Source organism: Imbroritus primus, from assembly GCF_964332355.1.
GTDB classification, from domain to species: domain Bacteria; phylum Pseudomonadota; class Gammaproteobacteria; order Burkholderiales; family Burkholderiaceae; genus Imbroritus; species Imbroritus primus.
Genome location: NZ_OZ201293.1, coordinates 2,598,983 through 2,625,224, shown reverse-complemented (window position 1 = coordinate 2,625,224; position 26,242 = coordinate 2,598,983). Strand labels below are relative to the sequence as shown.

Below are 26,242 nucleotides of genomic sequence, written 5' to 3'. Positions count from 1 at the left end.
CGCTCCCGCCTGCCGGTGACTCGCAGCCGTGCTTGTCCGCAGCATACTGAAAAGCCCGCGCATACCGCGGGCTTTTTCATGCCTAGAATTCGCCGAGTGTGGCGTGCAGTGCTGCCAGCGCTGCGAGTCCTGCAGTTTCGGTACGCAGCACGCGCGGGCCCAGCGTTAGCGGGATGGCGCCCAGCGCAATCGCCCTTTCTTCCTCATCGGGGGAGAGTCCGCCCTCCGGGCCGATCAGCAGGCGGACGCCATGTGCCCGGATCTCCGTCTGCCGGGCGTCGACCCACGTGCTCAGGCGCGTTTCGCCACGCGGGCTCAGCAACAGCGTGGGCGCCGTGGTCGGGGTGATTGACTGGCTGGCGATCCATTCCCGCCAACTCAGGATGGGATGTATCTCCGGCACGCGATTGCGGCCGCATTGCTCGCATGCCGCCCGGGCCAGCGCTAGCCAGTGGGCTTCCCGGCGCGCGGCGCGGTCGCCCTGCAGGCGCACCACCGAGCGTTCGGTCTGCACCGGTTGGCAGGCGGCAATGCCCAGCTCCACGGCCTTTTCCAGTAGCCAGTCCATTTTGTCGCCCCCGGCGATGCCCTGGATCAGGGTGATCCGGTACGGCGGCTCGGCCTCGCGTGCCAGATGCGCGCCAAGCGTCACGCTGGCGCTGCGTTTGCCGACTTCATGCAGCACGGCGGGCGTCTCGCCGCCGTTACCGTCGAACAGGGTGACGGTATCGCCGGGGCGCAGGCGCAGCACCTGGATGTGTTGGGCCACGGTCGCGGGTACAGCGAATACGGTACCGGCCGGTAGGGTGAGGGGTGCATCGATGAAAAAGCGGGGCATCATGCGCGAAAAGCATAGCATGATGCTGGCTGGCGGCCCGCCGATGGGGCGCGAAAGCCACGGCACGACCGTGCCATTCTGGTAAAATTTTGGTTTTCCCGCCGTCAGGTTGTCAGATGTCCCTCCCTGCCTCTCATCTTTTTGCTTCCCAGCCCGCACAACTGATGGCGAACGCCATCCGCGTCCTCGCCATGGACGCCGTGCAACAAGCCAACTCCGGTCATCCGGGCATGCCGATGGGCATGGCAGACATTGCGGTGGCGCTCTGGAGCCGGCATCTCAAGCACAATCCTGCCAATCCGCACTGGGCCGATCGCGACCGCTTCGTGCTGTCGAACGGTCATGGTTCGATGCTGCTGTACGCGCTGCTGCATCTGACCGGCTATCCGCTGCCGATGGAGGAGCTGAAGAATTTCCGCCAGTTGCACAGCAAGACGGCCGGCCACCCGGAGTACGGCATCACGCCGGGCGTAGAGACGACTACAGGTCCACTGGGCCAGGGCATCACTAACGCGGTCGGCATGGCGCTCGCAGAACGCCTGCTGGCGCAAGAGTTCAACCGTCCCGATCTCGAGATCGTCAATCACCACACCTATGTGTTCCTCGGCGACGGCTGCCTGATGGAAGGCATCAGCCACGAGGCATGTTCGCTGGCTGGTACGCTCAAGCTGAACAAGCTGGTCGCGCTGTGGGACGACAACGGTATTTCTATCGACGGCGATGTTGAACACTGGTTTGCCGATGACACGCCGAAGCGCTTCGAAGCGTATGGCTGGAACGTCATCCGCGGGGTCGATGGCCATGATGCCAACGCTGTCGATGCAGCCATCGCTGCCGCCAAGTCCTCGGACCGGCCGACGCTGATCTGCTGCAAGACCGTGATCGGTCACGGCTCGCCCAACAAGGCTGGCGGCCACGATGTGCACGGCGCGCCGCTCGGCGGCGCCGAAATCACCGCCACGCGCGAAGCGCTTGGCTGGGCGCATGGTCCGTTCGAGATCCCGGCCGACGTGTACGCTGCCTGGGATGCCCGCCCGCAAGGCGCGGCCGTGGAAAGCGCATGGGATGCCCTGTTCAAGTCCTATAGCCAGCGTTATCCGGCTGAAGCCGCCGAGTTCACGCGCCGCATGAAGGGCGAACTGCCCGGCGGCTTCGATGCCGCCGTTGATGCCTTCCTCGCCAAATGTGAAGAGAAGGCCGAGACCATCGCCTCGCGCAAGGCCAGCCAGAACACCATCGAAGCCTTCGGTCCGGTGTTGCCGGAATTCCTTGGCGGCTCGGCCGACCTGACCGGCTCGAACCTGACCAACTGGAGCGGCAGCAAGGCCGTGCGCGCCGATGCGTGGGGTAACCATATCAACTACGGTGTGCGCGAATTCGGCATGAGCGCCATCATGAACGGTATTGCGCTGCACGGTGGCTATATTCCCTACGGCGGTACGTTCCTGACGTTCTCCGATTACAGCCGCAATGCGCTGCGCATGGCGGCACTGATGAAGATCCGCTCGCTGTTCGTGTTCACGCACGACTCGATCGGCCTCGGTGAAGACGGTCCAACCCACCAGTCGGTGGAACAGGTGTCAAGCTTGCGCCTGATTCCGAACATGGATGTGTGGCGTCCGGCCGATACCACCGAAACCGCCGTGGCCTGGGCGCAGGCCGTGCGCCGTACCGACGGTCCGTCGTGCCTGATCTTCAGTCGCCAGAACCTGCCGTTCACGGCGCGCGATGCCGCCACGCGGGCGCAGATCGCACGCGGCGGCTATGTCCTGCGCGATGCGGCCAAGCCGCAGGCCGTGGTGCTGGCGACTGGTTCGGAAGTCGGCCTGGCGCTGGGCGCCGCCGACAAGCTGGCGCAAGAAGGCGTACGTGTGCGCGTGGTCTCGCTGCCGTCTACCACCGTGTTCGACAAGCAGGATGCGGCCTACAAGGCTTCTGTCCTGCCGGCGGGCGTGCCGCGCGTGGCCATCGAGGCAGGCGTGACCGACTTCTGGTGGAAGTATCAGGTGCAGGCCGTGCTGGGCATTGATACGTTCGGCGAATCGGCTCCGGCGGGCGTGCTGTTCAAGCACTTCGGCCTGACGATCGATAATCTGGCGGACACCGTCAAGAGCGTGCTGTAAGAAGATTTAGGATGCGCGCCGGCAAACCGGCGCATGGTTTTTGTCTTTGCTTTCGGGAGTATCACCATGACCATCAAGGTAGCCATCAACGGCTATGGCCGTATCGGCCGGAACATTCTGCGCGCGCACTATGAAGGCGGCAAGAAACACGACATCGAGATCGTTGCGATCAACGACCTGGGTGATGTCAAGGCCAACGCCCACCTGACGCAGTACGACACCGCCCACGGCAAGTTCCCGGGCACGGTCGCGGTCGAGGGTGATTTCATGGTGGTGAATGGCGACAAGATCCGCGTGCTGGCCAACCGCAACCCGGCCGAACTGCCGTGGGGCGAGCTGGGTGTCGACGTCGTGCTCGAGTGCACCGGCTTCTTCACCAGCAAGGAAAAGGCCTCGGCCCACCTCAAGGGCGGCGCCAAGAAAGTCATCATCTCCGCCCCGGGCGGCAAGGATGTCGACGCCACCATCGTGTACGGCGTCAACCATGACGTCCTCAAGGCCAGCGACACCGTCATCTCCAACGCCTCGTGCACCACCAACTGCCTGGCCCCGCTGGTCAAGCCGCTGCATGACAAGCTTGGCGTCGTAAGCGGCCTGATGACCACCATCCACGCCTACACCAACGACCAGGTGCTGACCGACGTCATGCACGAAGACCTGCGCCGCGCGCGCTCGGCCACGCAGTCGATGATCCCGACCAAGACCGGTGCGGCTGCTGCGGTTGGCCTGGTGCTGCCGGAACTGAACGGCAAGCTGGATGGTTTTGCGATCCGCGTGCCGACGATCAACGTGTCGATCGTCGATCTGACGTTCGTGGCCAAGCGCGACACCACGGTGGATGAAGTCAACAGCATCCTGAAGGACGCGTCGGAAGGTTCGCTCAAGGGCATCCTGGGTTACAACACGGCGCCGCTGGTGTCGGTGGACTTCAACCACAATCCGGCCTCGTCGACGTTCGATGCGACGCTGACGAAGGTGCAGGGCAACCTGGTGAAGGTCTCGAGCTGGTACGACAACGAGTGGGGTTTCTCCAACCGCATGCTCGATACCACCGTGGCCCTGATGGCTGCCAAGTAATTCACGTACGACAGGAGGAATGCTGCCGCGATCTGCGGCCATCCTCCCACATCGCCGGCGGTCTCCCTTGCGGAACAGGCGCCGGCGATGCGCAGCTCCGGCAGGTGCGCAGAGACGCGCGACAAGTAATTTCCACATCACTCATAGGGTTGTTCGTATACCCTACTGAAGCGGGGTATTTCCCCCAAACTCTTCGAATTGTTGTCTGAAAGCCGCGTCAGACTGCAAAAAAGACGCCTGCAAAGGGTCAAATCATTTCCCAAGATCGTGAACAAGAGTAACCTTTTCGAGTAAACGCTCGGGCACCCGCAAATCCGCTTCTGTCCCGACTGATTTACTCGTACACTCGTTTTGAATGATCCGGATGTCGCAGGGCCGCCGATCATGTTGGATTGGCGTCGTTTCGAAACGACTGGGAATACGCGTACATGATGACCAACAATGTGGACACCAAGCTCCTTGGTATTTTCATGGAGCTGCTCAGCAAGCAGAACGCCACCTATGTGGCGGAGAAGCTGCACATCACCGGGCCGGCGGTGTCGCATTCGCTCAACCGTTTGCGCGAGATCTTCGGCGATCCGCTATTCATTCGCGTCCCGCATGGCCTGACGCCGACGCCGCGCGCGCTCGAGCTGGGCCCCAAGATCCGCGATATCCTGATGCTCTGGGCGTCGATCAATGACGGCGACACCGGCAATTTCGATCCGGCCGAGGCCTCCGGCAGCCTGAGCTTTGGTTTTTCTCCGCTACTCGGCGACGCCATCTTCAACACCTTCGTGCTACGCCTGAAGCAGCTTGCGCCGAACCTGCATATCCGGCTGGCCGAATCGGTCTGCTGGGATACCGACATGGCCGCCATGCGTGCCAATGAGTTGGATCTCGTCTTTTCCCCGTTCCCGACCCGCCAGCAGGAAATCGTCGAGGAACCGGTAACCTCGTTCAACATGTGGGTGTGCGCACGTAACGGCCACCCCGAGATCCGCACCGGCTGCACGCTCGAGCAGTACATGCACTACGAGCACATTTTCCTGGCGCAGGGCAGCACTTCCGGTTCGGGACGGCAATCGGCCGGCATGTCGCTGATTCCGCTCGACTATGCGCTGCAGCAGCGTGGCCTCAAGCGCAACGCCACCATGACGGTCCATTCATGGCGTGCACAGGCCGAGATCGCGGCGCAGACGGACATGATCTTCACGGTCAATTCGCTGACCAAGGATCTGGTCTGCCAGGCCTACGACCTGAATGCGTTCCCCTTGCCGCCGGAGCTGGAAACGGTTCTGGGTCTCAATATGTACTGGCACCGCAGCCGCAGCGGCAATCCGCTGGTGCTGTGGGCGCGCAACGTGTTCCGCGAAGTGGTGGGTGAATATCTGGGTGTTCAGCTGGCCATTCGCCAAGTGGTGGAGGGCACGGCCGATACACCCGTCACACCCGTCGCCGAGACGGTTGAGGCCGAAGGCGCGGCGCTTGACGCGCAGTCATCCGAGCGCTGATGGCCTATTGCCAGTATCTGCTGGGGCAAGCGCTTCACTGATCATCCTGGCGGATCGGCCAAGGGCTTGCGCGATGCCTCGTGCATGACGGACAGGTCCACATATGACGAAAAAGGCCGCCCGAGGGCGGCCTTTTTACATTCCATGCGCGCTACCCGTGCAGTTATACGGTCCGGCGTGGCGGCGTCGCCGGCCGGCTGGGGCAGTCCTGTTTGGTGCAGTTGCCATACAGGGACAGTGCATGTTCCTGCAGCGAGAAACCACGGGCCTTTGCCACAGCTTGCTGGCGCTGCTCGATTTCCGCGTCGTAGAATTCTTCCACCTTGCCGCAATCGAGGCATACCAGGTGATCGTGGTGCTTGCCTTCGTTCAGTTCAAAGATTGCTTTGCCCGATTCGAAGTTGTTGCGCGACAGCAGGCCTGCCTGCTCGAACTGCGTGAGGACACGGTAGACCGTTGCCAGGCCAATGTCCATGTTGTCGGCCAGCAGGATACGATAAACGTCTTCTGCACTCAGATGACGTTCTTCGCTGGTTTGAAAAATTTCAAGAATCTTCAGCCGAGGCATGGTTGCCTTGAGACCGATGTTCTTGAGATCTGCCGGACTCGGCATGCGCAGAGACTCCCTAGAGTACAATGATCGAATACTGCAATCATAAGCGTTTTGCAGGCAAAAGTCGCCTGTTGGCATCCTGGCCGGAAGGCCGGGCAGACTGCCTGCCGCCAGTCTCAACCTTGAACAGGGCCCAATCGTTCATGACCGCTTCATCGAGAAAGCATCAACCGACTGTTGCCGCCACGGCGCGGCTGATCCTCGCCGGCGGGGCGTGTGCCCTGCTGCTGGGCGCATGCTCCACCTACAACAGCACCTCGCGCAGCATCGCCTCTTCCATCACGCCGTACCGCATCGATATCGTGCAGGGTAATTTCGTCTCGCGCGAAGCGGTATCGCAACTACGCGAAGGCATGACGCGCGAGCAAGTCCGCTTCCTGCTGGGCACGCCGCTACTGAACGATGTCTTCCACGCTAACCAGTGGGACTATGTCTTCGCATTCCGCCGCGGCTCCTCCGAAGTGGTGCAGCAGCGTCGCTATACGGTGCAGTTCGATGGCGACCGGTTGGTGAAATTCGGTGGCGACGAGTTGCCGTCCGAGTATGAGTTGATTGCCGAGATCGATGGCATCAAGCGTGATCCGGACAAGGTCAAGGCGCGTCCGGCGACGCCGGCTGCGGATGCCGCTGCAGCGCCTGCTGTCGTCGCGACGCCTGTCGCCGAGTCTGCGTCCGCGCCGGCCGTACCGCTGGCTGACGGTGCGTCCGCCCCGTCGGCAGCGCCCGCCAACTGATTTCCACCTCTCTTGCCTTGCCGTACATGAAAATTGCTATTGCAGGAGCATCCGGACGCATGGGCCGGATGCTCGTCGAATCCGTGCTTTCCACATCCGATGCCACGCTCGCCGGCGCACTCGATATCCCGGGCAGCCCCGCGCTGGGCCAGGATGCGGCAGGCTTCCTGGGCCGGCCGAGCGGCGTGCTGGTGACCGATGACGTGCGTGCTGCCCTGTCGGGCGCCGACGTGTTGATCGACTTCACGCGCCCCGAAGGCACGCTCGCCCACCTCGCCGTGGCATGTGAACTCGGCGTGCGCATGGTGATCGGCACCACGGGTTTCGACGACAGCCAGAAAGCCGCGCTCCGGCAGGCAGCGGAGACGATTCCCGTCGTGTTCGCCCCGAACATGAGCGTGGGCGTCAACGCCACGTTCAAGCTGCTCGAAGTGGCGGCCAAGATCCTCAATTCCGGTTACGACATCGAAGTGATCGAGGCGCACCATCGCCACAAGGTCGATGCGCCATCGGGCACCGCGCTGCGCATGGGCGAGGTCATCGCCGACGCACTCGGCAAGGATCTCAAGGATTGCGCCGTCTATGCGCGCGAGGGCCATACCGGCGAACGCCAGGAAGGCACGATCGGTTTCGCCACCATCCGCGGCGGCGATATCGTGGGCGACCACACGGTGATGTTCGCCGGCATCGGCGAGCGCATCGAGATCACGCACAAGTCGTCGAGCCGCGTCTCCTATGCGCAGGGTTCGGTACGTGCGGCGCGCTTCCTGATGGACAAGCCGGCTGGCCTGTATGACATGCAGGACGTGCTTGGCCTGAAGTGATTCGGCCTGCGCTGCTGCAAGGCGGCGCATCGTTGTCCCGCTGCGGGCAGCCCTCGCGGTGCGGCGCGTTCAGTAGCGAATGCCGCTCCGCGCCATGCTTGGCACCATGTATCGAAGGAGTACGTTGCATGGGAGCGGTGCAGGCGATGTCCTGACCTGACCCGGGCGGCCACCGCATCAGGTTTGCCGCGCCTGGCCGCATCGCCCCGGCCGCCTGCAACGGTATAATCTCCCTTTTCCCCAAATTCGCGCCGCGCCCTGTACGTTCCGGTACGCGCGGCCCTTCCGGACGTCCATCGCCGTCGCCATGCAAGAGAAATATTTTCCCACCGAAGTCGAAGCCGCTGCCCGCTCGCACTGGCAGTCCCAGGATGCCTACCGTGCTGTTGAACACCGCGTCGGCAAGGACGGCAAGGAACAGTCGAAGTTCTACGCCTGCTCGATGCTGCCGTATCCCTCGGGCAAGCTGCACATGGGCCATGTGCGCAACTACACCATCAACGATGTGATGGTGCGCTACCTGCGCATGAACGGCCACAACGTGCTGATGCCGATGGGCTGGGACGCCTTCGGCATGCCGGCGGAAAACGCCGCACTCAACAATGGCGTGGCGCCGGCTGCCTGGACCTACGACAACATCGCCTACATGAAGAAGCAGATGCAGTCGATGGGCCTGGCCATCGACTGGTCGCGTGAAGTGGCGACGTGCAGTCCGGACTACTACAAGTGGAACCAGTGGCTGTTCCTCAAGATGCTGGAGAAGGGCATCGCCTACCGCAAGACCGGTACCGTCAATTGGGATCCGGTCGACCAGACCGTGCTTGCCAACGAACAGGTCATCGACGGACGCGGCTGGCGTTCGGGCGCGGTCGTGGAAAAGCGCGACATCCCGATGTACTACCTGCGCATCACCGATTATGCGGAAGAACTGCTCAATGATCTCGATCCACTCGGTTGGCCCGAGCGCGTCAAGATCATGCAGCAGAACTGGATCGGCAAGAGCACCGGCGTGCGCTTTGCCTTCCCGCATGCCATCGTAGGCGACGACGGTAAGCTGATCGGCGACGGCAAACTGTATGTCTTCACCACGCGCGCCGACACCATCATGGGCGTAACCTTCTGCGCCGTGGCCGCCGAGCATCCGCTGGCGACGCATGCCGCGACGACCAATCCGGAACTGGCTGCTTTCATCGACGAATGCAAGCGCGGCAGCGTGGCCGAGGCCGACATGGCCACCATGGAAAAGAAAGGCATGCCGACCGGCTTGCGCGTGGTGCATCCGCTTACCGGTGAACCGGTCGATGTGTGGGTCGGCAACTATGTGCTGATGAGCTATGGGGATGGCGCGGTCATGGGCGTGCCGGCGCACGACGAACGCGACTTTGCCTTCGCGCTCAAGTACCGCTTGCCCATCAAGCAGGTCATTGCAGTCGACGGCAAGGATTTTTCCGCCGATGCCTGGCAGGAATGGTACGGCGACAAGGAGAAAGGCGTCTGCGTTCACTCGGGCAAGTATGACGGCCTGGGCTATGCTGCCGCGGTCGATGCCGTCGCCGCCGATCTCGCCGCCAAGGGCATGGGTGAGAAGAAGACCACCTGGCGCCTGCGCGACTGGGGTATCTCGCGCCAGCGCTACTGGGGCACGCCGATCCCGCTGATCCACTGCGACAGCTGTGGCGTGGTGCCGGTGCCCGAGCAGGATCTGCCCGTGGTGCTGCCCGAAGACCTGGTGCCGGATGGTACTGGCAATCCGCTCGCCAAGGATCCGCGCTTCCTGAATTGCAGCTGCCCGTCGTGCGGCAAGCCGGCGCGGCGCGAGACCGACACGATGGATACCTTCATCGACTCGTGCTGGTACTACATGCGCTATACCTGCCCGGATGCCGCCACCATGGTCGATGCGCGCAACGACTACTGGATGCCGATGGACCAGTACATCGGCGGCATCGAGCACGCAATCCTGCACCTGCTGTACGCGCGTTTCTGGACCAAGGTGATGCGTGACCTCGGCCTGGTCAAGTTCGACGAGCCGTTCACCAACCTGCTCACGCAGGGCATGGTGCTCAACGAAACGTACTACCGCGAAGACGCAAGCGGCAAGAAGCAATGGTTCAACCCGGCCGACGTCGAGGTCTCGACCGACGAGCGAGGCCGGCCGGTGGGTGCGGTGCTGCGCAGCGATGGGCAGCCGGTGGAGATCGGCGGCATCGAGAAGATGTCCAAGTCGAAGAACAACGGCATCGACCCGCAGGCCCTGATCGACCAGTATGGCGCCGACACCGCGCGCCTGTTCACCATGTTCGCCGCACCGCCCGAGCAGCAGCTCGAGTGGAGCGACTCTGGCGTCGAGGGCGCGTCACGCTTCCTGCGCCGCGTCTGGCACTTTGGCGTGACGCATGCCGACGGCATCCGCACGGGCAGCAATGCTGCAGCGGATGCAGACCAGGACAAGGCGCTGCGTCGCGAGATCCATGTCGTGCTCAAGCAGGCCAACTTCGACTACCAGCGCCTGCAATACAACACCGTGGTCTCCGCCACCATGAAGATGCTGAACGCGCTCGAGACGGCCAAGGCCGCCTCGGACGCCGCCCGCCGCGAATGCTTCGGCATCCTGCTGCGCGCCCTGTATCCCGTGGTGCCGCACATCACCCATGTGCTGTGGCAGGAACTGGGTTACACCGCCGCCTTTGGCGATCTGCTTGACGCACCGTGGCCGGAAGTCGATGAAGGTGCGCTGGTGCAAAGCGAGATCGAGCTTGTGCTGCAGATCAACGGCAAGGTGCGCGGCGCCGTCGTGGTGCCGGCCGATGCCGATCGCGCCGCCATCGAACAGGCGGCTGCAGCCAGCGAGACCGTGGCGAAATTTGCCGAAGGCAAGGCACCGAAGAAAATCATCGTGGTGCCCGGCCGGCTGGTAAACGTGGTGCTGTAAGCGTCTGCCTGCCGGCATGGCGACCGGCCCGGCATGTCCGGGCCCGTGTCTGGGTCCATGATCGGCCCGCGTTGTAGTATTGAGTTTGGTGCATCACCCGCCCTAACCATCAGGAAGCGATCCATGAACCGTCGTCTCGCTTTGTCCACGCTGCTTGCCATGCCGTTGCTGGCGTCGCTTCCGGCCTGCGGTTTTCGGCTGCGCGGCACGGCCAGCTTCCCATTTCGCCGTCTGTACATCGGCCTGCCTGCCAATTCGGCCATGGGCGCGGAGTTGCGCCGTGCGGTGCGCGGCGGCTCGACCACCGAAGTCGTCGATGACCAGAAGTCGGCCGACGCGATCCTCGAAGTGCTCAAGGACGCGCGCGAGAAGACCATCGTGGCCGTCACGCCAGCCGGTGTCGTGCGCGAATACAAGCTCACACAGCGCTTTGAGTTCCGCCTGCGCGACCAGCAGGGCAATGAGCTGATCGCTCCGTCCGAGATCGTGCTGACGCGCGACCTGACCTACAACGAAGTCAACGCGCTGGCCAAGGACTACGAAGAAGCCCAGTTGTACCGCGACATGCAGAAAGATATCGTGCAGCAGCTGATCCGCCGCATGTCCGCCGCCAAGGTGGTGTGAGCCGCGTATGCAGCTACGGCCCGAGGCGCTCGACGGACACCTGCGGCAGGCGCAAGGCAAGGGTCTCGCGCCGCTCTACGTGGTGCATGGCGACGAGCACCTGCTGGTACTCGAGGCTGTCGACAAGATCCGCCGCACCGCGCGCGAGCTTGGCTTCAGCGAGCGCGAGGTGCTGACCAACGAGCGTGGCTTCCAATGGTCGAGTCTGCTTGAGTCGCAACAATCCATGTCCCTGTTCGGCGACCGCAAGATCGTCGAACTGCGCATTCCCACCGGCAAGCCTGGCAAGGAAGGCGGCGAAGCGTTGCGCCAGATGGCCGCGCAGCCGTCCGACGATGTCGTGATGCTGATCACGCTGCCGCGCGTCGATTTTGCCACCAGCAAGGCCGTCTGGTTCCAAGCGCTCGAACAGGCCGGCGTGTCGGTCAAGGTCGACAGCGTGGACCGTACGCGCCTGCCGGGCTGGATCGGCGAGCGCCTGGCCCTGCAACAGCAGCGCGTCGAACCCGGAGAAGCCGGGCGGCGCGCGCTGCAGTTCATCGCCGACAAGGTCGAGGGCAACCTGCTCGCCGCCCACCAGGAAATCCAGAAGCTGGGCCTGCTGTATCCGGAGGGTGTCCTGACCTTCGACCAGGTGCACGATGCCGTGATGAACGTGGCGCGCTACGACGTCTTCAAGCTCAACGAAGCCATGCTGGCCGGCGACGTGCCGCGCCTCGTGCGCATGCTCGAAGGGCTGCGTGGCGAGGGGGAGGCTACGGTCTTGGTGCTGTGGGCGCTGACCGAGGAAATTCGCGTATTATGTAAAGTCCGAACCGGACTCGACGCCGGCCGTCCGGTGGGTACGCTGCTCAAGGAGCTGCGTGTCTGGGGCCCGCGCGAACGGCTGTTGCCCGACGCGGTACAACGCCTGCCGATGCGCACCCTGGAGACGGCCCTGTCGATGGCGGCCGAGCTGGACCGCCAGACCAAGGGCTTGCGCGTCAAGACACTTCCGGCCGAGGTCTGGGATGGCCTGCAGCAGTTGGCGTTGCTGGTGGCGCGCCCCGCAGCGAAGCCAGCAGCGAGTCCAACACGCTGACAGGCTCGCCACCCCGTCCCATCATTGTCATCCGGGTACGCCACGCTGTACGGGCCCCAAAAAATCACGACCGAATCACTGCCGAACACTCATTGCTGTCACACCGATCATGAAAGAGCTGGATATCAAGCAGTACATGCAGGGCGTAGGCCGTCAGGCGCGCGCAGCGTCGCGCGCCATGGCGCGGGCCTCGACCGCTGATAAGAACCGCGCACTGCTCACCATCGCCGCCGCCATCCGGCGCGATGCCGCCGCACTCAAGGCGGTGAATGCCGAGGACGTCGCACGGGCGCGCGAGCGTGGTCTCGATGCTGCCTTCATCGATCGCCTGACGCTGTCCGACAAGGCCCTCGAAACCATGGCGGCCGGCCTTGAGCAGATTGCGGCACTGCCCGATCCGATCGGTGAGATCAGCAACATGAAGTTCCGCCCGACCGGCATCCAGGTCGGACAAATGCGCGTGCCGCTCGGCGTCATCGGCATCATCTACGAGGCGCGTCCCAATGTGACGGTGGACGCAGCGGGCCTGTGCATCAAGTCCGGCAATGCCACCATCCTGCGCGGCGGTTCCGAAGCCATCGGCACCAACACCGCGTTGGCCGCACTTGTGCGCGAAGGCCTGCAGGCCGCCGGCCTGCCGGATGAGGCCGTACAGGTGGTCTCGACCACCGACCGCGCCGCCGTGGGCGAGCTGATCACCATGACTGAGCATGTCGACGTGATCGTGCCGCGTGGCGGCAAGAGCCTGATCCAGCGCCTGATCGACGAAGGGCGCGTGCCGATGATCAAGCATCTCGATGGCATCTGCCATATCTATATCGACGAGGACGCCGACCTGCAGAAGGCCGTGGTCGTGGCCGACAACGCCAAGACGCAGCGCTATGCGCCGTGCAACACCATGGAAACGTTGCTGGTGTCCGAACGCGTGGCTGCCGAGGTGCTGCCGCCGCTGGGCAAGATCTACCAAGAGAAGGGCGTCGAGCTGCGCGTGTGCCCCGCCACGCGGCGTGTGCTGGAGGCCGCCGGCCTGAACGGCCTGGTCGATGCCACCGAGGACGACTGGCATACCGAATACCTCGCGCCGATCCTGTCGATCCGCATCGTTGCGAACGTGGACGAGGCCATCGCGCACATCAACACCTATGGCTCGGCGCATACCGATTCGATCATCACCGAGAACTACTCGACCGGCATGCGCTTCCTGCGCGAAGTCGATTCGGCCAGCGTCATGATCAACGCGTCCACCCGTTTTGCCGATGGCTTCGAGTACGGCCTCGGTGCGGAGATCGGCATCTCCAACGACAAGCTGCACGCACGCGGCCCGGTGGGGCTCGAAGGGTTGACCTCGCTCAAGTACGTGGTGTTCGGCCACGGCGAGATCCGCACCTGATAACCCTGGCGCATGCCGGGCATGTCGCCGCCGGTATGCGCTTTCACGGAACATACGATGCTCTGGGTCAAATCGCTGCACATCATTTTCGTCGTCGCGTGGTTCGCGGGCCTGTTCTACCTGCCGCGCATCTTCGTCAATCTCGCCATGGAGACCGAGGCCACGAGCCGCCAGCGCCTGCTGCTGATGGCGCGCAAGCTGTTCCGCTTCATGACGCTGCTGGCTGTTCCGGCCATCGTCTTCGGCCTCTGGCTATTCCTTGGCTACGGCATCGGCAAGGGGTCTGGGCAGGGCTGGATGCATGCCAAGCTGGCGCTCGTGCTGGTGCTGATCGGCTACCACCACGGCTGCGGCGTACTGCTGCGCAAATTCGAACGTGGCGTCAATACACGCTCGCATGTGTTCTACCGGTGGTTCAACGAACTGCCCGTGCTGGTGCTCGCGGCAGTTGTCATCCTGGTGGTCGTGAAACCTTTTTGATGGGCAGGCCCCTGCGGCCTGAGCAGCATGAGTCAAATCATCGAATACTATTTCTCGCCGCAATCGCCGTATGCCTATCTCGGGCATGACCGGCTGGTCGCCATTGCCGCGCGCCATGGCGCGCAGATCCGTCTCAAGCCGTGCGACATGGGCAAGGTCATGGCGGCTTCGGGCGGTGTGCCGGTGGGGCAGCGTCCGCCGCAGCGCCAGGCCTACCGCCTGACCGAAATGGCGCGCTGGCGTGATTTCCTACAGATGCCGCTGAACCTGCATCCGGCCTATTTCCCGGTGTCCGGCGACGCTGCCAGCCGCGTCATCCTGGCCGCGCAGCTGGCGCATGGCACGGCCCGCGCGCTCGAACTGACCGGCAACATCATGCGCGGCGTGTGGGCTGGCGAGCTGAATATCGCCGATCCGGCGACACTGCAGCAAATCGCCGAGCGCATGGGGCTGGACGGCGCGGCATTGATCAAGGCGGCCGATGCCAGCGCCGTGCAGGACGCCTATGCCGACTGCACCCAGCAGGCGATTGCTGCCAACGTGTTCGGCGCGCCGTGGTACGTTGTCAACGGCGAGCCCTTCTGGGGGCAGGATCGCCTCGATTTCGTCGACCGGGCGCTGGAAGCCTCCTCCCGGTCCTGATATTCCCCTGCCATGACATGGCCGGGCAGCGTCAGAACGCGATTCATCTGCCCTGCCGCGCGGGTTTGACGTACAGTGGCGCGAAGGCCGTGGCCGAGGCGTGCCGCATGGCCCAACCCGTGCCGCAGCGCCTCGGGTGCGCGGTCCGCGCGTGAACGAACAACTCCTGGAACACATATGTCCCACTCATTTTTCGTGCCGTGCCCGCGTGGGCTGGAAGAGGCGCTGGCCGCCGAGTTGCGCGAAATCGCCGCACGGCCCGAGGTGGTGCGCCATGCGCCGTTCGCCGTGCATGCCGGTCAGACGGGCGGGGTCGCCTTTTCCGGCGTGCCGGCTGCAGCCTATGCAGTGAACCTCCATGCGCGCATCGCCAACCGCGTGTTGCTGCGCCTCGCCGCGCAAGGTTATCGCAACGAAAACGATATCTACGGCCTGGCGCTGGCACAGCGCTGGGAAGACCACATCACGCCGGACCAGACCATCCGCGTCGATGTCACCGCGCACCAGTCGCCGCTGCGCAGCCTCAACTTCACCGCGCTGCGCATCAAGGACGGTATCTGCGACCGCATGCGCGACAAGCGCGGTGCACGCCCCAGCGTCGATACGGCCTCGCCCGATGCGCGCATCTTCGCGCACCTCACGGCCACCGACTGCACGTTGTATCTCGACACCTCCGGCGATCCGCTGTTCAAGCGTGGCTGGCGCCAGGAGAAGGGCGAGGCGCCGCTCAAGGAAACGCTTGCCGCCGGTATCCTGCGCCTCTCGGGCTGGCAGCCGGAGCAGCCGTTCTACGATCCGATGTGCGGCAGCGGTACGTTTCTGATCGAAGCCGCACAGATCGCACTCAACCATGCGCCGGGCGCGGCACGCAGCTTTGCCTTCGAATGGCTCGGCGGCTTCCAGCCGGCCCCGTGGCAGGCATTGCGCGAGGCCGAGGCAGCTGGCCGGCGCAAGCCGCAGCAACTGTTGATCGCCGGCAGCGATATTTCCACAGACATGCTCGCCATCACGCATGACAATTGGGCCCGAGCCGGGTTGCCGGGCGCAGCGCCGCTCAAGCAGGTCGATGCGCGGTTCGTGAAGCCGCCGTTCGAGACGCCGGGGGTGGTGCTGATGAACCCGCCGTATGGCACGCGCATTGCCGTGCGCGGCGCGCGCCGCGCACGGCCCGATGAGCAATCGGATGAACGCGCCGATGTCGTGCCGATGAATCCGCGTGAAGAAGAGGCTGCCAACCAGTTCGCCAGCGCCTTCGCCACCACGCTCAAGCAGCATTTCGCCGGCTGGACGGCCTACATCTTCACTGGCGACCTGTCGATGCCGCGCCGCATGCGCCTCAAGGAATCGCGCCGCACGCCACTGTTCAACGGCCCGATCGAATGCCGGCTGTTCCGCTTCGAGATGGTGCGTGGCGGGATGCGCAATGGCGCTGCAGAAGCCCCGCCGGCGCGCTGAGCAGGGGTGAGTGCGGCCCGTGGTGCTCCGTGACGCCCAGCGCCATGCATGGCGATGGGGTTGCAGGCGGGGTCACGGCCGATTCGTTGCTTCTACGGCCCGTCGGCCAAGCGCGGGATCGTCGATGAACAGGCCATCGATGCCCGCCTCGAGCATGCCGCGCAACTCGGCCAGCAGGCCATCGGGATGGCGCGTGGCATCGCTGCCCGGACCGCGCAGGGCGGCAGGCAGGAAAGCATTTTCAGGACGGAAGGTATAGGGATGGACCAGGAGGCCGGCGGCATGTGCGTCGCCGATCAGCGCCGGATGTGCCAGCAGGGCATGCTTGTCCGGTCCGATAGCGTCCGCGTAGTCCGCGATGGTGCGCAAGCCGTCCGCCGTCATCAGGTCCGCATAGCGGCGTGAGTCATGCTGCGAGGTCCAGTCGAACGACTGTGCGGCGTCCATGCCCATCAGCTGCACCAGGCGTATCACCGGGTGGTGTGCGCCGATCTGGTGGCGGAGCGCGCGCAGGTTGGCTGTCTCGAACGACTGGATGAATACGGGGCCGCAAGCCTCGGCATCTGACCAGTGCGCAGCGAGCGCCTCCAGCAGGGTTTCTTCCTCCGGCAGGCCGATGCCGCGGAAATAGCTTGGGTGCTTGGTCTCGGGATACAGGCCGATGGCGCGCCCGGTCTGCGTGGACATCTCGCGCGCCAGCGCCATCACTTCATCGAAGGTCGGAATCTCGAATTGATCGTTCCACGCCGTATTGTGCGGACGCAGCGCCGGAATGCGCTCGCGCGCGCGCAGCGTTTTCAGTTCGGCCAGCGTGAAGTCTTCGGTAAACCAGCCCGTCAGCGACTGTCCATCCACCACGCGGGTCGTCCGGCGATCGGCAAAGGCGGGCAGGTCCGCCACATTGGTCGTGCCCGAGATCTCGTTCTCGTGCCGCGCTACCAGCACGCCATCGCGCGTGCAGACGAGATCAGGTTCGATGACGTCCGCACCATCCTCGATGGCCTTGCGGTAGGCGGCTAGCGTATGTTCGGGCCGCCAGGCGCTGGCGCCGCGATGGGCGATGACGAGAGCGCGTTCAGCGAGCGGTTCGCTCTGCGGCAGCACGCCCGCCATGGCTGCTTATCCGACCAGGCGGCCACGCCGCACGCGTAGCCCCTTGCGCGCCAGCTGCGGGGCGAGTTCGCCGAGCGCGGTCAGGCTGTCTCCGCCATGCGCGTGGCAGATCGCCATGCCGAGCGCGTCGGCCGCGTCGGGCCCCGGCTTGCCGGGCAGCGACAGCAGGCGCATGACCATTTCCTGCACCTGCTCCTTGTTGGCGCGGCCATAGCCGACCACGGCCTTCTTCAGCTGCAGCGCGGTGTACTCGAAGACCTGCAGGTCGCTCAGCACCAGCGCGCAGATCGCCGCACCGCGCGCCTGCCCGAGCAGCAGGGTGGACTGCGGGTTGACGTTGACAAAGACCTTCTCGATCGCTGCGCAGTCAGGCTGGTACAGCCGTGCCACTTCAGTGATGCCCTCGTACAGCGTCTTGAGGCGGGATGGCAGCGACGTTTCGCCGTCCGAGCGGATCGTACCCGAAGCTACGTACACCATGCGGTTGCCGTGCTTTTCCAGCACGCCGAAACCGGTGGTGCGCAGGCCCGGGTCGATGCCGAGAATCCGCATGGCGCGAGGCTGCGTCCCGATCAGTGGCGGAAGTGGCGGGTGCCGGTGAGCACCATCGCGATATTGCGTTCGTCTGCAGCGGCAATCACTTCATCGTCGCGCACCGAGCCGCCCGGCTGGATCACGCAGGTCGCGCCCGCATCGACTACCACGTCGAGGCCGTCGCGGAACGGGAAGAAGGCATCCGACGCCACGGCCGAACCGGCCAGCGTGAGGCCGGCGTTCTGTGCCTTGATGCTGGCGATGCGCGCCGAATCGACGCGGCTCATCTGGCCGGCGCCGACGCCAAGCGTCATGCCGCCGCCGCAGAACACGATGGCGTTCGACTTGACGAATTTGGCGACGCGCCAGGCGAACATCAGGTCGGTCATTTCGGCCGGGGTCGGCTGGCGCTTGGTGACGACACGCAGTTCACCCTGCTGCACGTTCTTGGCATCCGGGCTCTGCACCAGCAGGCCGCCGCCGACGCGCTTGAAATCGTAGGCATTCACACCATTGCCGAGCGGGATTTCCAGTAGCCGCACATTCTGCTTGGCGGCGAAGACGGCGCGTGCGCCATCCGAGAATGCCGGGGCGATCAGCACCTCTACGAACTGCTTGGCGACAGCCTGTGCAGCCGCTTCGTCGAGCGCCACGTTAAAGGCGATGATGCCGCCGAAGGCCGAGGTCGAATCGGTCTTGAAAGCCTTCTCGTACGCTTCGAGCGCATTCGCGCCAAGCGCCACGCCGCACGGATTGGCGTGCTTGATGATCACGCAGGCTGCGCCTTGCGACGGATCGAAGGTCTTCACGCATTCCCACGCCGCATCGGCGTCGGCGATGTTGTTGTACGACAGTTCCTTGCCTTGCAGCTGCGTGTAGCTGGCGAGGCCACCCGGCAGCGTGGTCAGGTCACGGTAGAAGGCGGCCGACTGGTGCGGGTTTTCGCCGTAGCGCATTTCCTGCACCTTGGCGAAGGCCAGGTTCAGCGTCTCGGGATAGTCGCTGCGCGTCTGGTGCAGCTTGTCCGGACCGAGGCTGGTGAGATAGTTCGTGATCGCGCCATCGTACTGCGCGGTATGCGCGAACACCTTGGTGGCAAGGCGGAAGTTGGTGTCGTAACCAACCGTGTTCTGGTTGGCGCGCATTTCTGCGAGCACCGTTGCGTAGTCGGCCGGATCGACGATCACCGTCACGTCGCGGTGGTTCTTGGCTGCCGAGCGCAGCATGGTCGGGCCGCCGATGTCGATGTTCTCGATGGCGTCGGCCAGCTCGCACTCATCCTTGGCGACGGTCTGCTGGAACGGGTACAGGTTGACCACCAGCAGGTCGATGGTCGGAATGCCGTGCTGGTCGAGCGCTGCCATGTGCTCCGGCAGGTCGCGGCGCGCCAGGATGCCGCCGTGCACTTTGGGGTGCAGTGTCTTCACGCGGCCGTCGAGCATTTCCGGGAAGCCGGTGTAGTCGGCCACTTCGGTTACCGGCACGCCGTTGTCGGCGAGCAGCTTGGCGGTACCGCCGGTGGACAGGATGGTGACGCCAAGGGCGTGCAGATCGCGGGCGAAATCGAGGATGCCGGTCTTGTCCGACACGGAGAGCAGGGCTTGCTTGATCATGATGGGCAGGGGTCGTTAGATTAATCCGTGCTGCTGCAACTTCTTGCGCAGCGTATTGCGGTTGATGCCGAGGTACTCGGCAGCCAGTGACTGGTTGTACGCGGCGCGCTCCATGACGCTCATCAGCAGCGGTTTTTCTACTGCGGTGAGAACCATGTCGTACATCCCCGACGGCGATTCGCCGTCGAGGTCGCGGAAATAGGCTTTCAGGTTTTCCTGGATGCAGGATTCGATACTGTTGCGACTCATGCTGCGAGCAGCTCCCCGGTGTTGTCGGTGTTGTTATCGTTGCCGTCGGCCCCGGCCGGCTCGTCGATGTAGATGAGCCGGTCGGACAACTCGCGCTGCGCATCGAAGAAGCGGTTCACGGCTTCGAGTTGTGCTTCCGAGGTTTCCAGCGTGTTCATGGTATGGCGGAACAGGTTGGCGCCGGCCAGTCCCTTGGTGTACCAGGCAATGTGCTTGCGTGCCGTCCGTACGCCGGTGAACTCGCCGTAGAACGCGTAATGGTCCAGCAGGTGGTGATTCATGATGGCACGGATCTCTTCCACCTCGGGCGACGGCAACAGTTCGCCGGTTGCGAGGAAGTGCTCGATCTCGCGGAACAGCCACGGCCGGCCTTGCGCGGCCCGGCCGATCATGATGGCGTCCGCGCCGGTATGCGCGAGCACCTCGCGGGCCTTGTGCGGCGTGGTGATGTCGCCGTTGGCCACCACCGGAATGCGACACTGCGCCTTGACCGCGGCGATGGTGTCGTATTCGGCGGCGCCCTTGTACAGGTCGGCGCGCGTGCGGCCGTGCACGGTCAGCATGGCGATGCCGGCGTCTTCGGCGAGGCGTGCCACCGACAGCGCATTCTTGTTTTCGCGGTTCCAGCCGGTGCGGATCTTCAGCGTCACCGGCACTGGTGTGCGGCTTTCGTGCGCGACCGCATTCACGACTGCCTCAACGATGCGCGCCACCAGCGGTTCGTTCTGCAGCAGTGCCGAGCCGGCGGCCACATTGCACACCTTCTTGGCCGGGCAGCCCATGTTGATGTCGATGATCTGCGCGCCGCGGTCCACGTTGTAGCGCGCCGCCTCGGCCATCATCGCCGGCTCGGCGCCAGCGATCTGCACCGCGATCGGCTCGACCTCGCCCTCATGGTTGGCGCGCCGCATGGTTTTTTCGCTCTTCCACAACTGTGCGTTGGACGCCACCATCTCCGACACGGCATAGCCCGCGCCCAGGCGCTTGCAGAGCTGCCGGAACGGGCGGTCCGTCACACCCGCCATGGGGGCGACGAACAGGTTGTTGCGAAGAAGATGTGGTCCGATCTGCACGCGGTCTGTCGCTGGAAGCAGCACAAAAAAGAATGCCCCGCCGCGCGCTGCGCGGGCGGGGGATCGAATGTTATGGGTGAGGCGCTATTCTACCGCCAAAATCGACGGATGCCTAAATATTAGGCAAAAATTTGCGCGCGAAAGGGACACCCATGGAGGATTTCGATGATGCAGTGCATCGTGGGCGCTGCATTATCGCGTGCTTTCCCTAAAGGAACGCCGCGCAGGCGATGCGTTGAGGCGTCAGGCATCCCGCCAGCAACGTGCCGCATGATCTCCTGTCCGGATGCCTTCACCGCGCTAGCGTTGCCCGATCATCATGTGCCGCGCCACCGAGCGCTTGAGTGGTGGCAGCAGGTCGAACAGCGCCAGCGCTGCCCCGCGCGCGTGGCCAGCGAGGCCGGACGGAATGGCAAACAGGCGCGGCAGCAGATCGGTTGCGCCAATGGTCAGGCGCCGATCGACGGCCCGCTGCCGGGCAAAGTGCCGCAGTGCCGCCGGGTCGAGACTGTCGCGCAGGCTGCTGGCTAGCACGAAGGCATCGCGCAGGCCGAGGTTCAGGCCCTGGCCGGCCACGGGATGCAGGGTCTGTGCCGCATTGCCGATAGCGGCGATGCGGCCCTGGACAAGTTCGTTTGCGGCGTTCAGGCCGAGGGGAAAATGATGACGGCGCGTGGTCGTGAGAAAGTGTCCCATGCGCTGGCCGAACGCCTCGCCAAGCGCCGCAAGGAACTCGGCATCCGTCATGGCCATGCGTTCGGCAGCGTGCGCGGCGGTGCAACACCAGACCAGTGCGAAACCGTCATCCTGCGGCAGCAGCGCGAGCGGACCTTCGGTGGTGAAACGCTCCCAAGCCCAGCCCGGCCTCGGCGCTTCGCATGTCACATGGGACACGATGGCGGTCTGCTGGTAGTCGTGCTGCCGGCTCTTGCCCGCCTGCTCGTGATACAGGCCGCCTTCAGCCTGGATCGCAAGCGTGGCGGTGGCGACTGTTCCTGTGGCGGTACCTTCAGCCGTGCGGATGACGACATGATCGTCAGCCTGCTCCAGCGCCGTGATCGCCGTGCGCGGGATCAGGGTCAGGCGAGGATCACCAGCGTAGGCATCGAGCGCCTGGTGCAGACGGTGGCTGACCGCGCCGTAGCGCGCCACATGGCCGAGCGCCGGCACGCCGTAGTCGGCGGCATGCAGCGTGGTCTGGCCGAAGAAGCCGCGCTGCGAGACATGGATGTGTTCGATGCCCGTGGCATGCAGCGGCCAAGCGCCCACGCTCTGCAACAGGGTGGCGCTGCCATGCGACAGGGCGATGGTGCGCGGATCGGCATGCGCCAGTTCCGGGTCGCGCGCGTCGTACAGCGCAATGCGCCACTGCGTGGTACGCAGCAGCCACAGCGCCGCCGTGAGCCCGACCGGCCCGGCGCCGACGATGGCGATGTCGAAGGTGTCAGTTGCCACGGGCTTGCGCGGCAGAGGACTTGCCGCGTTCCCAGCACACGGTATCGGGACCCGGCGTGGCCAGGGTGCGCTCGCATGCTTCGGTGTCGAAGCCGGGAAGCGCCCGGACCCGTTCGAGCAGCGCCGCGAAGTTCTCGGCGTGCGAAGGCACCACGCAACCCTGGCGGCTCTTCCTGGTACCGACGAGGATCAGCCAGCTCTCGTCAGCCCAGCTCCCTTCGTTCATATGGCGGACGACCACGGTTTCGAGCTTGTCCCACTCCACTTCCTCGCGTTTGCCGTTGGGCAGGTGGACGACCACGCGGTCGTCGTGCAACGAGGCAATGAAGGGTGCGTTTGGATCGACCGCGGCATCGGCACTGCCGGCGGTGCCGGATGGGGTCTGGCTGTCGCGCCGGCCGGCGCCGAACAGCCGCTGAAGAAAACTCAACATAGGGTCTCCTGCTGGATCTGGATTGAGACACGCCGCTGGCGGCGCATCGTAGCGGGTCGATTTGCCCGGTCAGTGAGGCGCGTGGTCCCCCGGGGATGGGCATCCCAACCGGAATCACTCGGATTTGGCCGGATCAGGCTGAGTCCTACCCCGCACCATCCTCCGAAGCCGCGATCGCGCCGCCATCGTCCTTTTCAGGGCCGCGCGTCGCGCATCAGCGCTTCGATGGCATCGGCCTCCACCGGCACATCGCGCGTGATGAGTTCGCAGCCGCTGGCGGTGACGATCGCGTCGTCCTCGATACGGATGCCGATATGCCAGAATGGTTCCGGCACGCCCTCGGCCGGCCGCACGTAGATGCCGGGTTCCACGGTCAGTGCCATGCCGGGCTGCAGCGCGCGCCACGGCCGCTCGCCGCCGTTGGCGGCTGCGGCGCGATACTCGCCGACGTCGTGCACGTCCATGCCGAGCCAGTGTCCGGTGCGGTGCATATAGAACTGCCGGTAATCGCCATTGGCGATCACGTCATCCAGCGTGCCGACCGCATCGCGGTTCAGCAGGCCGGTATCGAGCATGCCTTGCGCCAGCACCCGGACCGCCGCATCGTGCGGTTCATTGTACGGGACGCCGGGGCGCGTGCGGTCGATGGCGGCCTGCTGCGCGGCCAGCACAATGTCGTACAGGGCGCGCTGCGGTCCGCTGAAGCGCCCGCTCACGGGGAAGGTGCGCGTGATGTCCGAGGCGTAGCCGTCGAGCTCGCAACCCGCGTCGATCAGGCACAGGTCGCCGTCCTGCAGCATGGTGTTGCCCGCACGGTAGTGCAGTACGCAGCTATTGGCGCCGGCGGCGACGATGGAATTGTAGGCGACGCTCTGCGCACCGGCATGGCGGAAGGCATACAGCAGCTCGGCTTCGAGATGGTATTCGCGCAGTCCGGGGCGTGCCGTCTGCATGGCACGCACGTGGCCGTGGGCGGCGATGCGCGCGGCACGGCGCATGATGTCCTGTTCATGCGCATCCTTGAACAGCCGCATCTCGTCGAGCAGCGCATGCACGTCGAGCAGCTGGGCCGGCACGCCAATGCCGGCACGGCCCTGGGCGCGCACGGCGCGCATCCAGCGGCGGATCTGCCGGTCGATATTGCCGGAGTCGGCCAGCGGTGCGGCCACCAGGGCATGGTTGGCGAGCATGTCGGGCAGGATCGAATCAAGGTTCTCGATGGCGTGCGTCTCGTCCATGCCGAACGCATCCTTGGCGGCGGCCGGGCCGAAGCGGAAGCCATCCCAGATCTCGCGCTCTTCATGCTTGGGCCGGCAGAACAGTACGCTGCGCTGGCTGCCGTCGGCACCGGCGATCAGCGCCAGCACGGCCTCCGGCTCGGTGAAGCCGGTCAGGTAGTAGAAGTAGCTGTCGAAGCGATAGGGATAGTCGCTGTCGCGGTTGCGCATGACCTCGGGCGCGGTCGGCACGATGGCCACGCCGCCGCCGTGGGCGCGCAACTGCTGCATCAGGCGCTGGCGGCGTTCCTGGTAGACCGGGGGCAGGGCGATATCGATGGCAGTCATGGTCGGGCTCTGTGGGGATGCCGGACGCAACGCACCGCGCGTGCATCCGGGGGAAATCGGTTGAGACATTCTAACGTGCCTGAAGGAGCGGGCGGCCCGGTGGATCGTCAGCGGTCCGTCGCGGTCGCTCAGCGGCCAGGCATAGTCACCGCGCGCAGGCGGCGATCGAGCGCATCGAGCTGTGCGGGCGTGCCGACGTTTTCCCAAAGCCCGTCGTAACGCTCGCCCGTGGCGCGTCCGGCAGCGATGCATTCGCGGTACAGCGGCGACATGGCCATGCGCGTGCCGGGTGCGATGCCGGCGAACATGCGCAGGTCGTATAGCCCGATGTTGCCAAAGGTCAGGCGTTCGCCGGAGCCATCATGCGCCAGTACACCGTGCGGATCGAGCACGAAATCGCCGGCTGGATGAAAGTCCGGGTTCGGGACCATCACGAGGTGCATGCCCGGCTGCGCCGCCTTGGCGAGGCGCGCCGCGGGGGCGGCCAGTTGTGCGTAGTCATACTGGCTGAGAATGTCGCCGCTGACGGCGAGAAAGATATTGCCCGCACCCTGCAGCAGCGGCGCAGCCTGCGCGATGCCGCCAGCGGTTTCCAGGGCCTCCGTTTCGGGCGAATACTGCAGGCGCACACCCCAGCGCGTGCCGTCGCCAAGCGTGTCTTCGATCTGCGCACCAAGCCATGCATGGTTGATGACGATGTCGCGGATGCCGGCTGTGGCCAGCGCTTCGATCTGCCGGACAATCAGCGGTTTGCCAGCGACCGGCAGCAGCGGTTTGGGGCAGCTGTCGGTCAGCGGCCGCATGCGTTCGCCGCGTCCGGCGGCAAAGATCATGGCTTTCATCACAACATTTCCAGAAGAATCAGGACACCCATGCCGATGGCGATGGTCAGGCCCACACTGCGCGACCATGCTGCCACGACCACGGCGACGATGGCGGCGAGCAGACGATGGTTGTCGAAGCCGAGGGCCAGGGCGCCATTGCGCAGCAGCAGGTCGGGCGTGATCAGCGCGGTGAGAATGGCGGCGGGCACGAACTGCAGGGCGTGGCGAAACCATGCGGGCAGGCGCAGCTTGCCTTCCAGCGCGATGAACGACAGGCGGGTCAGGTAGGTCGCAGCGCCGGCCATGGCGAACACGCCGAGCAGCGTCAACGTATCGCTCATGCTCATGGCCGGACTCATGCCTGCGGCTCCGCCGGCACGGCCGAGGGGCGCCGCAACAGGCTGCCGGCGGCGATGCCGAGGCAGGCGGCCAGCATCAGGCCGAGCTTGTACGGCATTGTGGCAAAGACCACCGCGGCCGTGCCGCTGACCAGTGCGGCAGCCAGATGAGCGCGCGTATGCAGGGCTGGCACGATGATGGCGATGAAGGTCAGGGGCAGAAAGAAGTCGAGCGGCCAATTCATCGGTACCTGTTTGCCGATGATCACGCCGAGAATCGTCGACACTTGCCATCCGCACCACAGCGTCAGTCCCGCCCCGAGAAAGAACCAATGACGGGCCGGGCTGCGGTCTTCGAGGCGGCGCGCCATCGCGGCGAACGCCTCATCGGTGAGCAGGTAGGCCAGCAGCAGCTTCCAGCGGCGTGGCAGGTGTGCCAGCGCGGGGGCGATGGCGGCGGAATACAGCGCATGGCGCAGATTGACCATAGCCACCGTCGCGGCCATCAGCAGGGCCGGCGTGCCGGCTGCCCACAGTTGCGTCAGGATCATCTGCGATGCGCCGCCGAAGACGATCACGCTCATCAGCGCGGCCAGCCAGCCGGGCATGCCGGCGTTGACGGCCAGCACGCCAAAGATCAGGCCGAACGGCAGCACGCCCAGCATCATGGGCGTCAGGGCGCGAACACCGGCCCACCAGGCGGTCCATGCGGAATGCCGCTGGTCAGGCGCGTCCATGT

The 26,242-nt window shown here is 64.8% G+C and carries 25 protein-coding genes; 12 read left to right on the top strand and 13 right to left on the bottom strand.

Annotated elements, in window-relative coordinates; translation table 11 throughout:
• Nucleotides 1-82: 82 nt before the first annotated feature.
• Entirely contained in the window at nucleotides 83-841 is a 759-nt protein-coding gene (locus ACQ3C8_RS12040; protein ID WP_428851703.1) for a 16S rRNA (uracil(1498)-N(3))-methyltransferase, read from the bottom strand.
• Between the two features lie 113 nt (nucleotides 842-954).
• Here ACQ3C8_RS12040 and tkt point away from each other — a divergent pair, with 113 nt between their 5' ends.
• The 3 genes from tkt (at nucleotide 955) to ACQ3C8_RS12025 (ending at nucleotide 5,531) form a co-directional block, all read left to right on the top strand.
• A complete protein-coding gene (tkt, locus tag ACQ3C8_RS12035) occupies nucleotides 955-2,961 on the top strand; it encodes a transketolase (RefSeq protein ID WP_428851702.1) in 2,007 nt (668 codons plus the stop codon).
• A gap of 66 nt (nucleotides 2,962-3,027) precedes the next feature.
• Nucleotides 3,028-4,038 (top strand): type I glyceraldehyde-3-phosphate dehydrogenase, encoded by a 1,011-nt coding sequence (gap, locus tag ACQ3C8_RS12030; RefSeq protein WP_428851701.1) that lies wholly within the window; start codon nucleotides 3,028-3,030, stop codon nucleotides 4,036-4,038.
• A 428-nt stretch (nucleotides 4,039-4,466) separates the two neighbouring features.
• Nucleotides 4,467-5,531, top strand: coding sequence for a LysR family transcriptional regulator (locus tag ACQ3C8_RS12025; protein ID WP_428851700.1), 1,065 nt, complete (start codon nucleotides 4,467-4,469; stop codon nucleotides 5,529-5,531).
• A gap of 163 nt (nucleotides 5,532-5,694) precedes the next feature.
• Here the strand turns inward: ACQ3C8_RS12025 and fur are convergent, their stop codons facing one another.
• Entirely contained in the window at nucleotides 5,695-6,144 is a 450-nt protein-coding gene (gene fur, locus ACQ3C8_RS12020; RefSeq protein ID WP_009523468.1) for a ferric iron uptake transcriptional regulator, read from the bottom strand.
• Nucleotides 6,145-6,287: 143 nt separating this feature from the next.
• Here fur and ACQ3C8_RS12015 point away from each other — a divergent pair, with 143 nt between their 5' ends.
• The 9 genes from ACQ3C8_RS12015 (at nucleotide 6,288) to ACQ3C8_RS11975 (ending at nucleotide 16,306) form a co-directional block, all read left to right on the top strand.
• The gene (locus ACQ3C8_RS12015) at nucleotides 6,288-6,878 is read left to right on the top strand and encodes an outer membrane protein assembly factor BamE (protein ID WP_428851699.1); all 591 of its coding nucleotides are present in this window, start codon (nucleotides 6,288-6,290) and stop codon (nucleotides 6,876-6,878) included.
• A gap of 26 nt (nucleotides 6,879-6,904) precedes the next feature.
• Nucleotides 6,905-7,702 (top strand): 4-hydroxy-tetrahydrodipicolinate reductase, encoded by a 798-nt coding sequence (gene dapB / locus ACQ3C8_RS12010; protein WP_428851698.1) that lies wholly within the window; start codon nucleotides 6,905-6,907, stop codon nucleotides 7,700-7,702.
• A gap of 307 nt (nucleotides 7,703-8,009) precedes the next feature.
• Entirely contained in the window at nucleotides 8,010-10,634 is a 2,625-nt protein-coding gene (gene leuS, locus ACQ3C8_RS12005; protein ID WP_428851697.1) for a leucine--tRNA ligase, read from the top strand.
• A 123-nt stretch (nucleotides 10,635-10,757) separates the two neighbouring features.
• Nucleotides 10,758-11,258 (top strand): LPS assembly lipoprotein LptE, encoded by a 501-nt coding sequence (gene lptE / locus ACQ3C8_RS12000; protein WP_009523464.1) that lies wholly within the window; start codon nucleotides 10,758-10,760, stop codon nucleotides 11,256-11,258.
• A 7-nt stretch (nucleotides 11,259-11,265) separates the two neighbouring features.
• Nucleotides 11,266-12,339 (top strand): DNA polymerase III subunit delta, encoded by a 1,074-nt coding sequence (gene holA / locus ACQ3C8_RS11995; protein ID WP_428851696.1) that lies wholly within the window; start codon nucleotides 11,266-11,268, stop codon nucleotides 12,337-12,339.
• Between the two features lie 109 nt (nucleotides 12,340-12,448).
• Complete coding sequence (locus tag ACQ3C8_RS11990; protein ID WP_428851695.1) at nucleotides 12,449-13,729, top strand: glutamate-5-semialdehyde dehydrogenase; 1,281 nt, start codon at nucleotides 12,449-12,451, stop codon at nucleotides 13,727-13,729.
• Between the two features lie 57 nt (nucleotides 13,730-13,786).
• Entirely contained in the window at nucleotides 13,787-14,209 is a 423-nt protein-coding gene (locus ACQ3C8_RS11985) for a CopD family protein (protein ID WP_428851694.1), read from the top strand.
• 27 nt (nucleotides 14,210-14,236) lie between these two features.
• Nucleotides 14,237-14,851, top strand: coding sequence for a 2-hydroxychromene-2-carboxylate isomerase (locus ACQ3C8_RS11980; protein WP_009523460.1), 615 nt, complete (start codon nucleotides 14,237-14,239; stop codon nucleotides 14,849-14,851).
• Between the two features lie 177 nt (nucleotides 14,852-15,028).
• Complete coding sequence (locus ACQ3C8_RS11975; RefSeq protein WP_428851693.1) at nucleotides 15,029-16,306, top strand: THUMP domain-containing class I SAM-dependent RNA methyltransferase; 1,278 nt, start codon at nucleotides 15,029-15,031, stop codon at nucleotides 16,304-16,306.
• 72 nt (nucleotides 16,307-16,378) lie between these two features.
• Here ACQ3C8_RS11975 and ACQ3C8_RS11970 read toward each other — a convergent pair whose 3' ends face one another.
• From ACQ3C8_RS11970 to ACQ3C8_RS11920, 11 genes are all read right to left on the bottom strand, one after another.
• Nucleotides 16,379-17,419: a glycerophosphodiester phosphodiesterase gene (locus ACQ3C8_RS11970; RefSeq protein ID WP_428851692.1), complete on the bottom strand. Its 1,041-nt coding sequence runs from the start codon at nucleotides 17,417-17,419 to the stop codon at nucleotides 16,379-16,381.
• A gap of 6 nt (nucleotides 17,420-17,425) precedes the next feature.
• Nucleotides 17,426-17,971 carry a crossover junction endodeoxyribonuclease RuvC gene (gene ruvC / locus ACQ3C8_RS11965; RefSeq protein WP_009523457.1) on the bottom strand — a complete coding sequence of 182 codons (546 nt, stop codon included), beginning with the start codon at nucleotides 17,969-17,971 and terminating at the stop codon, nucleotides 17,426-17,428.
• Nucleotides 17,972-17,991: 20 nt separating this feature from the next.
• Nucleotides 17,992-19,566 carry a bifunctional phosphoribosylaminoimidazolecarboxamide formyltransferase/IMP cyclohydrolase gene (purH, locus tag ACQ3C8_RS11960; RefSeq protein WP_428851691.1) on the bottom strand — a complete coding sequence of 525 codons (1,575 nt, stop codon included), beginning with the start codon at nucleotides 19,564-19,566 and terminating at the stop codon, nucleotides 17,992-17,994.
• A 15-nt stretch (nucleotides 19,567-19,581) separates the two neighbouring features.
• Nucleotides 19,582-19,815, bottom strand: coding sequence for a Fis family transcriptional regulator (locus ACQ3C8_RS11955; protein ID WP_009523455.1), 234 nt, complete (start codon nucleotides 19,813-19,815; stop codon nucleotides 19,582-19,584).
• Complete coding sequence (gene dusB / locus ACQ3C8_RS11950; protein ID WP_037030480.1) at nucleotides 19,812-20,888, bottom strand: tRNA dihydrouridine synthase DusB; 1,077 nt, start codon at nucleotides 20,886-20,888, stop codon at nucleotides 19,812-19,814. The genes ACQ3C8_RS11955 and dusB overlap by 4 nt, the downstream gene beginning before the upstream one ends.
• Nucleotides 20,889-21,188: 300 nt before the next feature.
• Nucleotides 21,189-22,343 carry a UbiH/UbiF/VisC/COQ6 family ubiquinone biosynthesis hydroxylase gene (locus ACQ3C8_RS11945; RefSeq protein WP_428851690.1) on the bottom strand — a complete coding sequence of 385 codons (1,155 nt, stop codon included), beginning with the start codon at nucleotides 22,341-22,343 and terminating at the stop codon, nucleotides 21,189-21,191.
• On the bottom strand, nucleotides 22,333-22,776 hold the full coding sequence (locus ACQ3C8_RS11940; protein ID WP_428851689.1) for a hypothetical protein: 444 nt from the start codon (nucleotides 22,774-22,776) through the stop codon (nucleotides 22,333-22,335). Before ACQ3C8_RS11940 ends, ACQ3C8_RS11945 begins: the two co-directional genes overlap by 11 nt.
• A gap of 194 nt (nucleotides 22,777-22,970) precedes the next feature.
• Nucleotides 22,971-24,341 (bottom strand): aminopeptidase P N-terminal domain-containing protein, encoded by a 1,371-nt coding sequence (locus ACQ3C8_RS11935; RefSeq protein ID WP_428851688.1) that lies wholly within the window; start codon nucleotides 24,339-24,341, stop codon nucleotides 22,971-22,973.
• A gap of 128 nt (nucleotides 24,342-24,469) precedes the next feature.
• Nucleotides 24,470-25,183 carry an N-acetylmuramate alpha-1-phosphate uridylyltransferase MurU gene (gene murU, locus ACQ3C8_RS11930; RefSeq protein WP_009523450.1) on the bottom strand — a complete coding sequence of 238 codons (714 nt, stop codon included), beginning with the start codon at nucleotides 25,181-25,183 and terminating at the stop codon, nucleotides 24,470-24,472.
• Entirely contained in the window at nucleotides 25,183-25,512 is a 330-nt protein-coding gene (locus tag ACQ3C8_RS11925; protein ID WP_037030478.1) for an AzlD domain-containing protein, read from the bottom strand. The genes murU and ACQ3C8_RS11925 overlap by 1 nt, the downstream gene beginning before the upstream one ends.
• Before the next feature lie 8 nt (nucleotides 25,513-25,520).
• Entirely contained in the window at nucleotides 25,521-26,240 is a 720-nt protein-coding gene (locus ACQ3C8_RS11920) for an AzlC family ABC transporter permease (RefSeq protein WP_050981103.1), read from the bottom strand.
• Nucleotides 26,241-26,242: the final 2 nt, after the last annotated feature.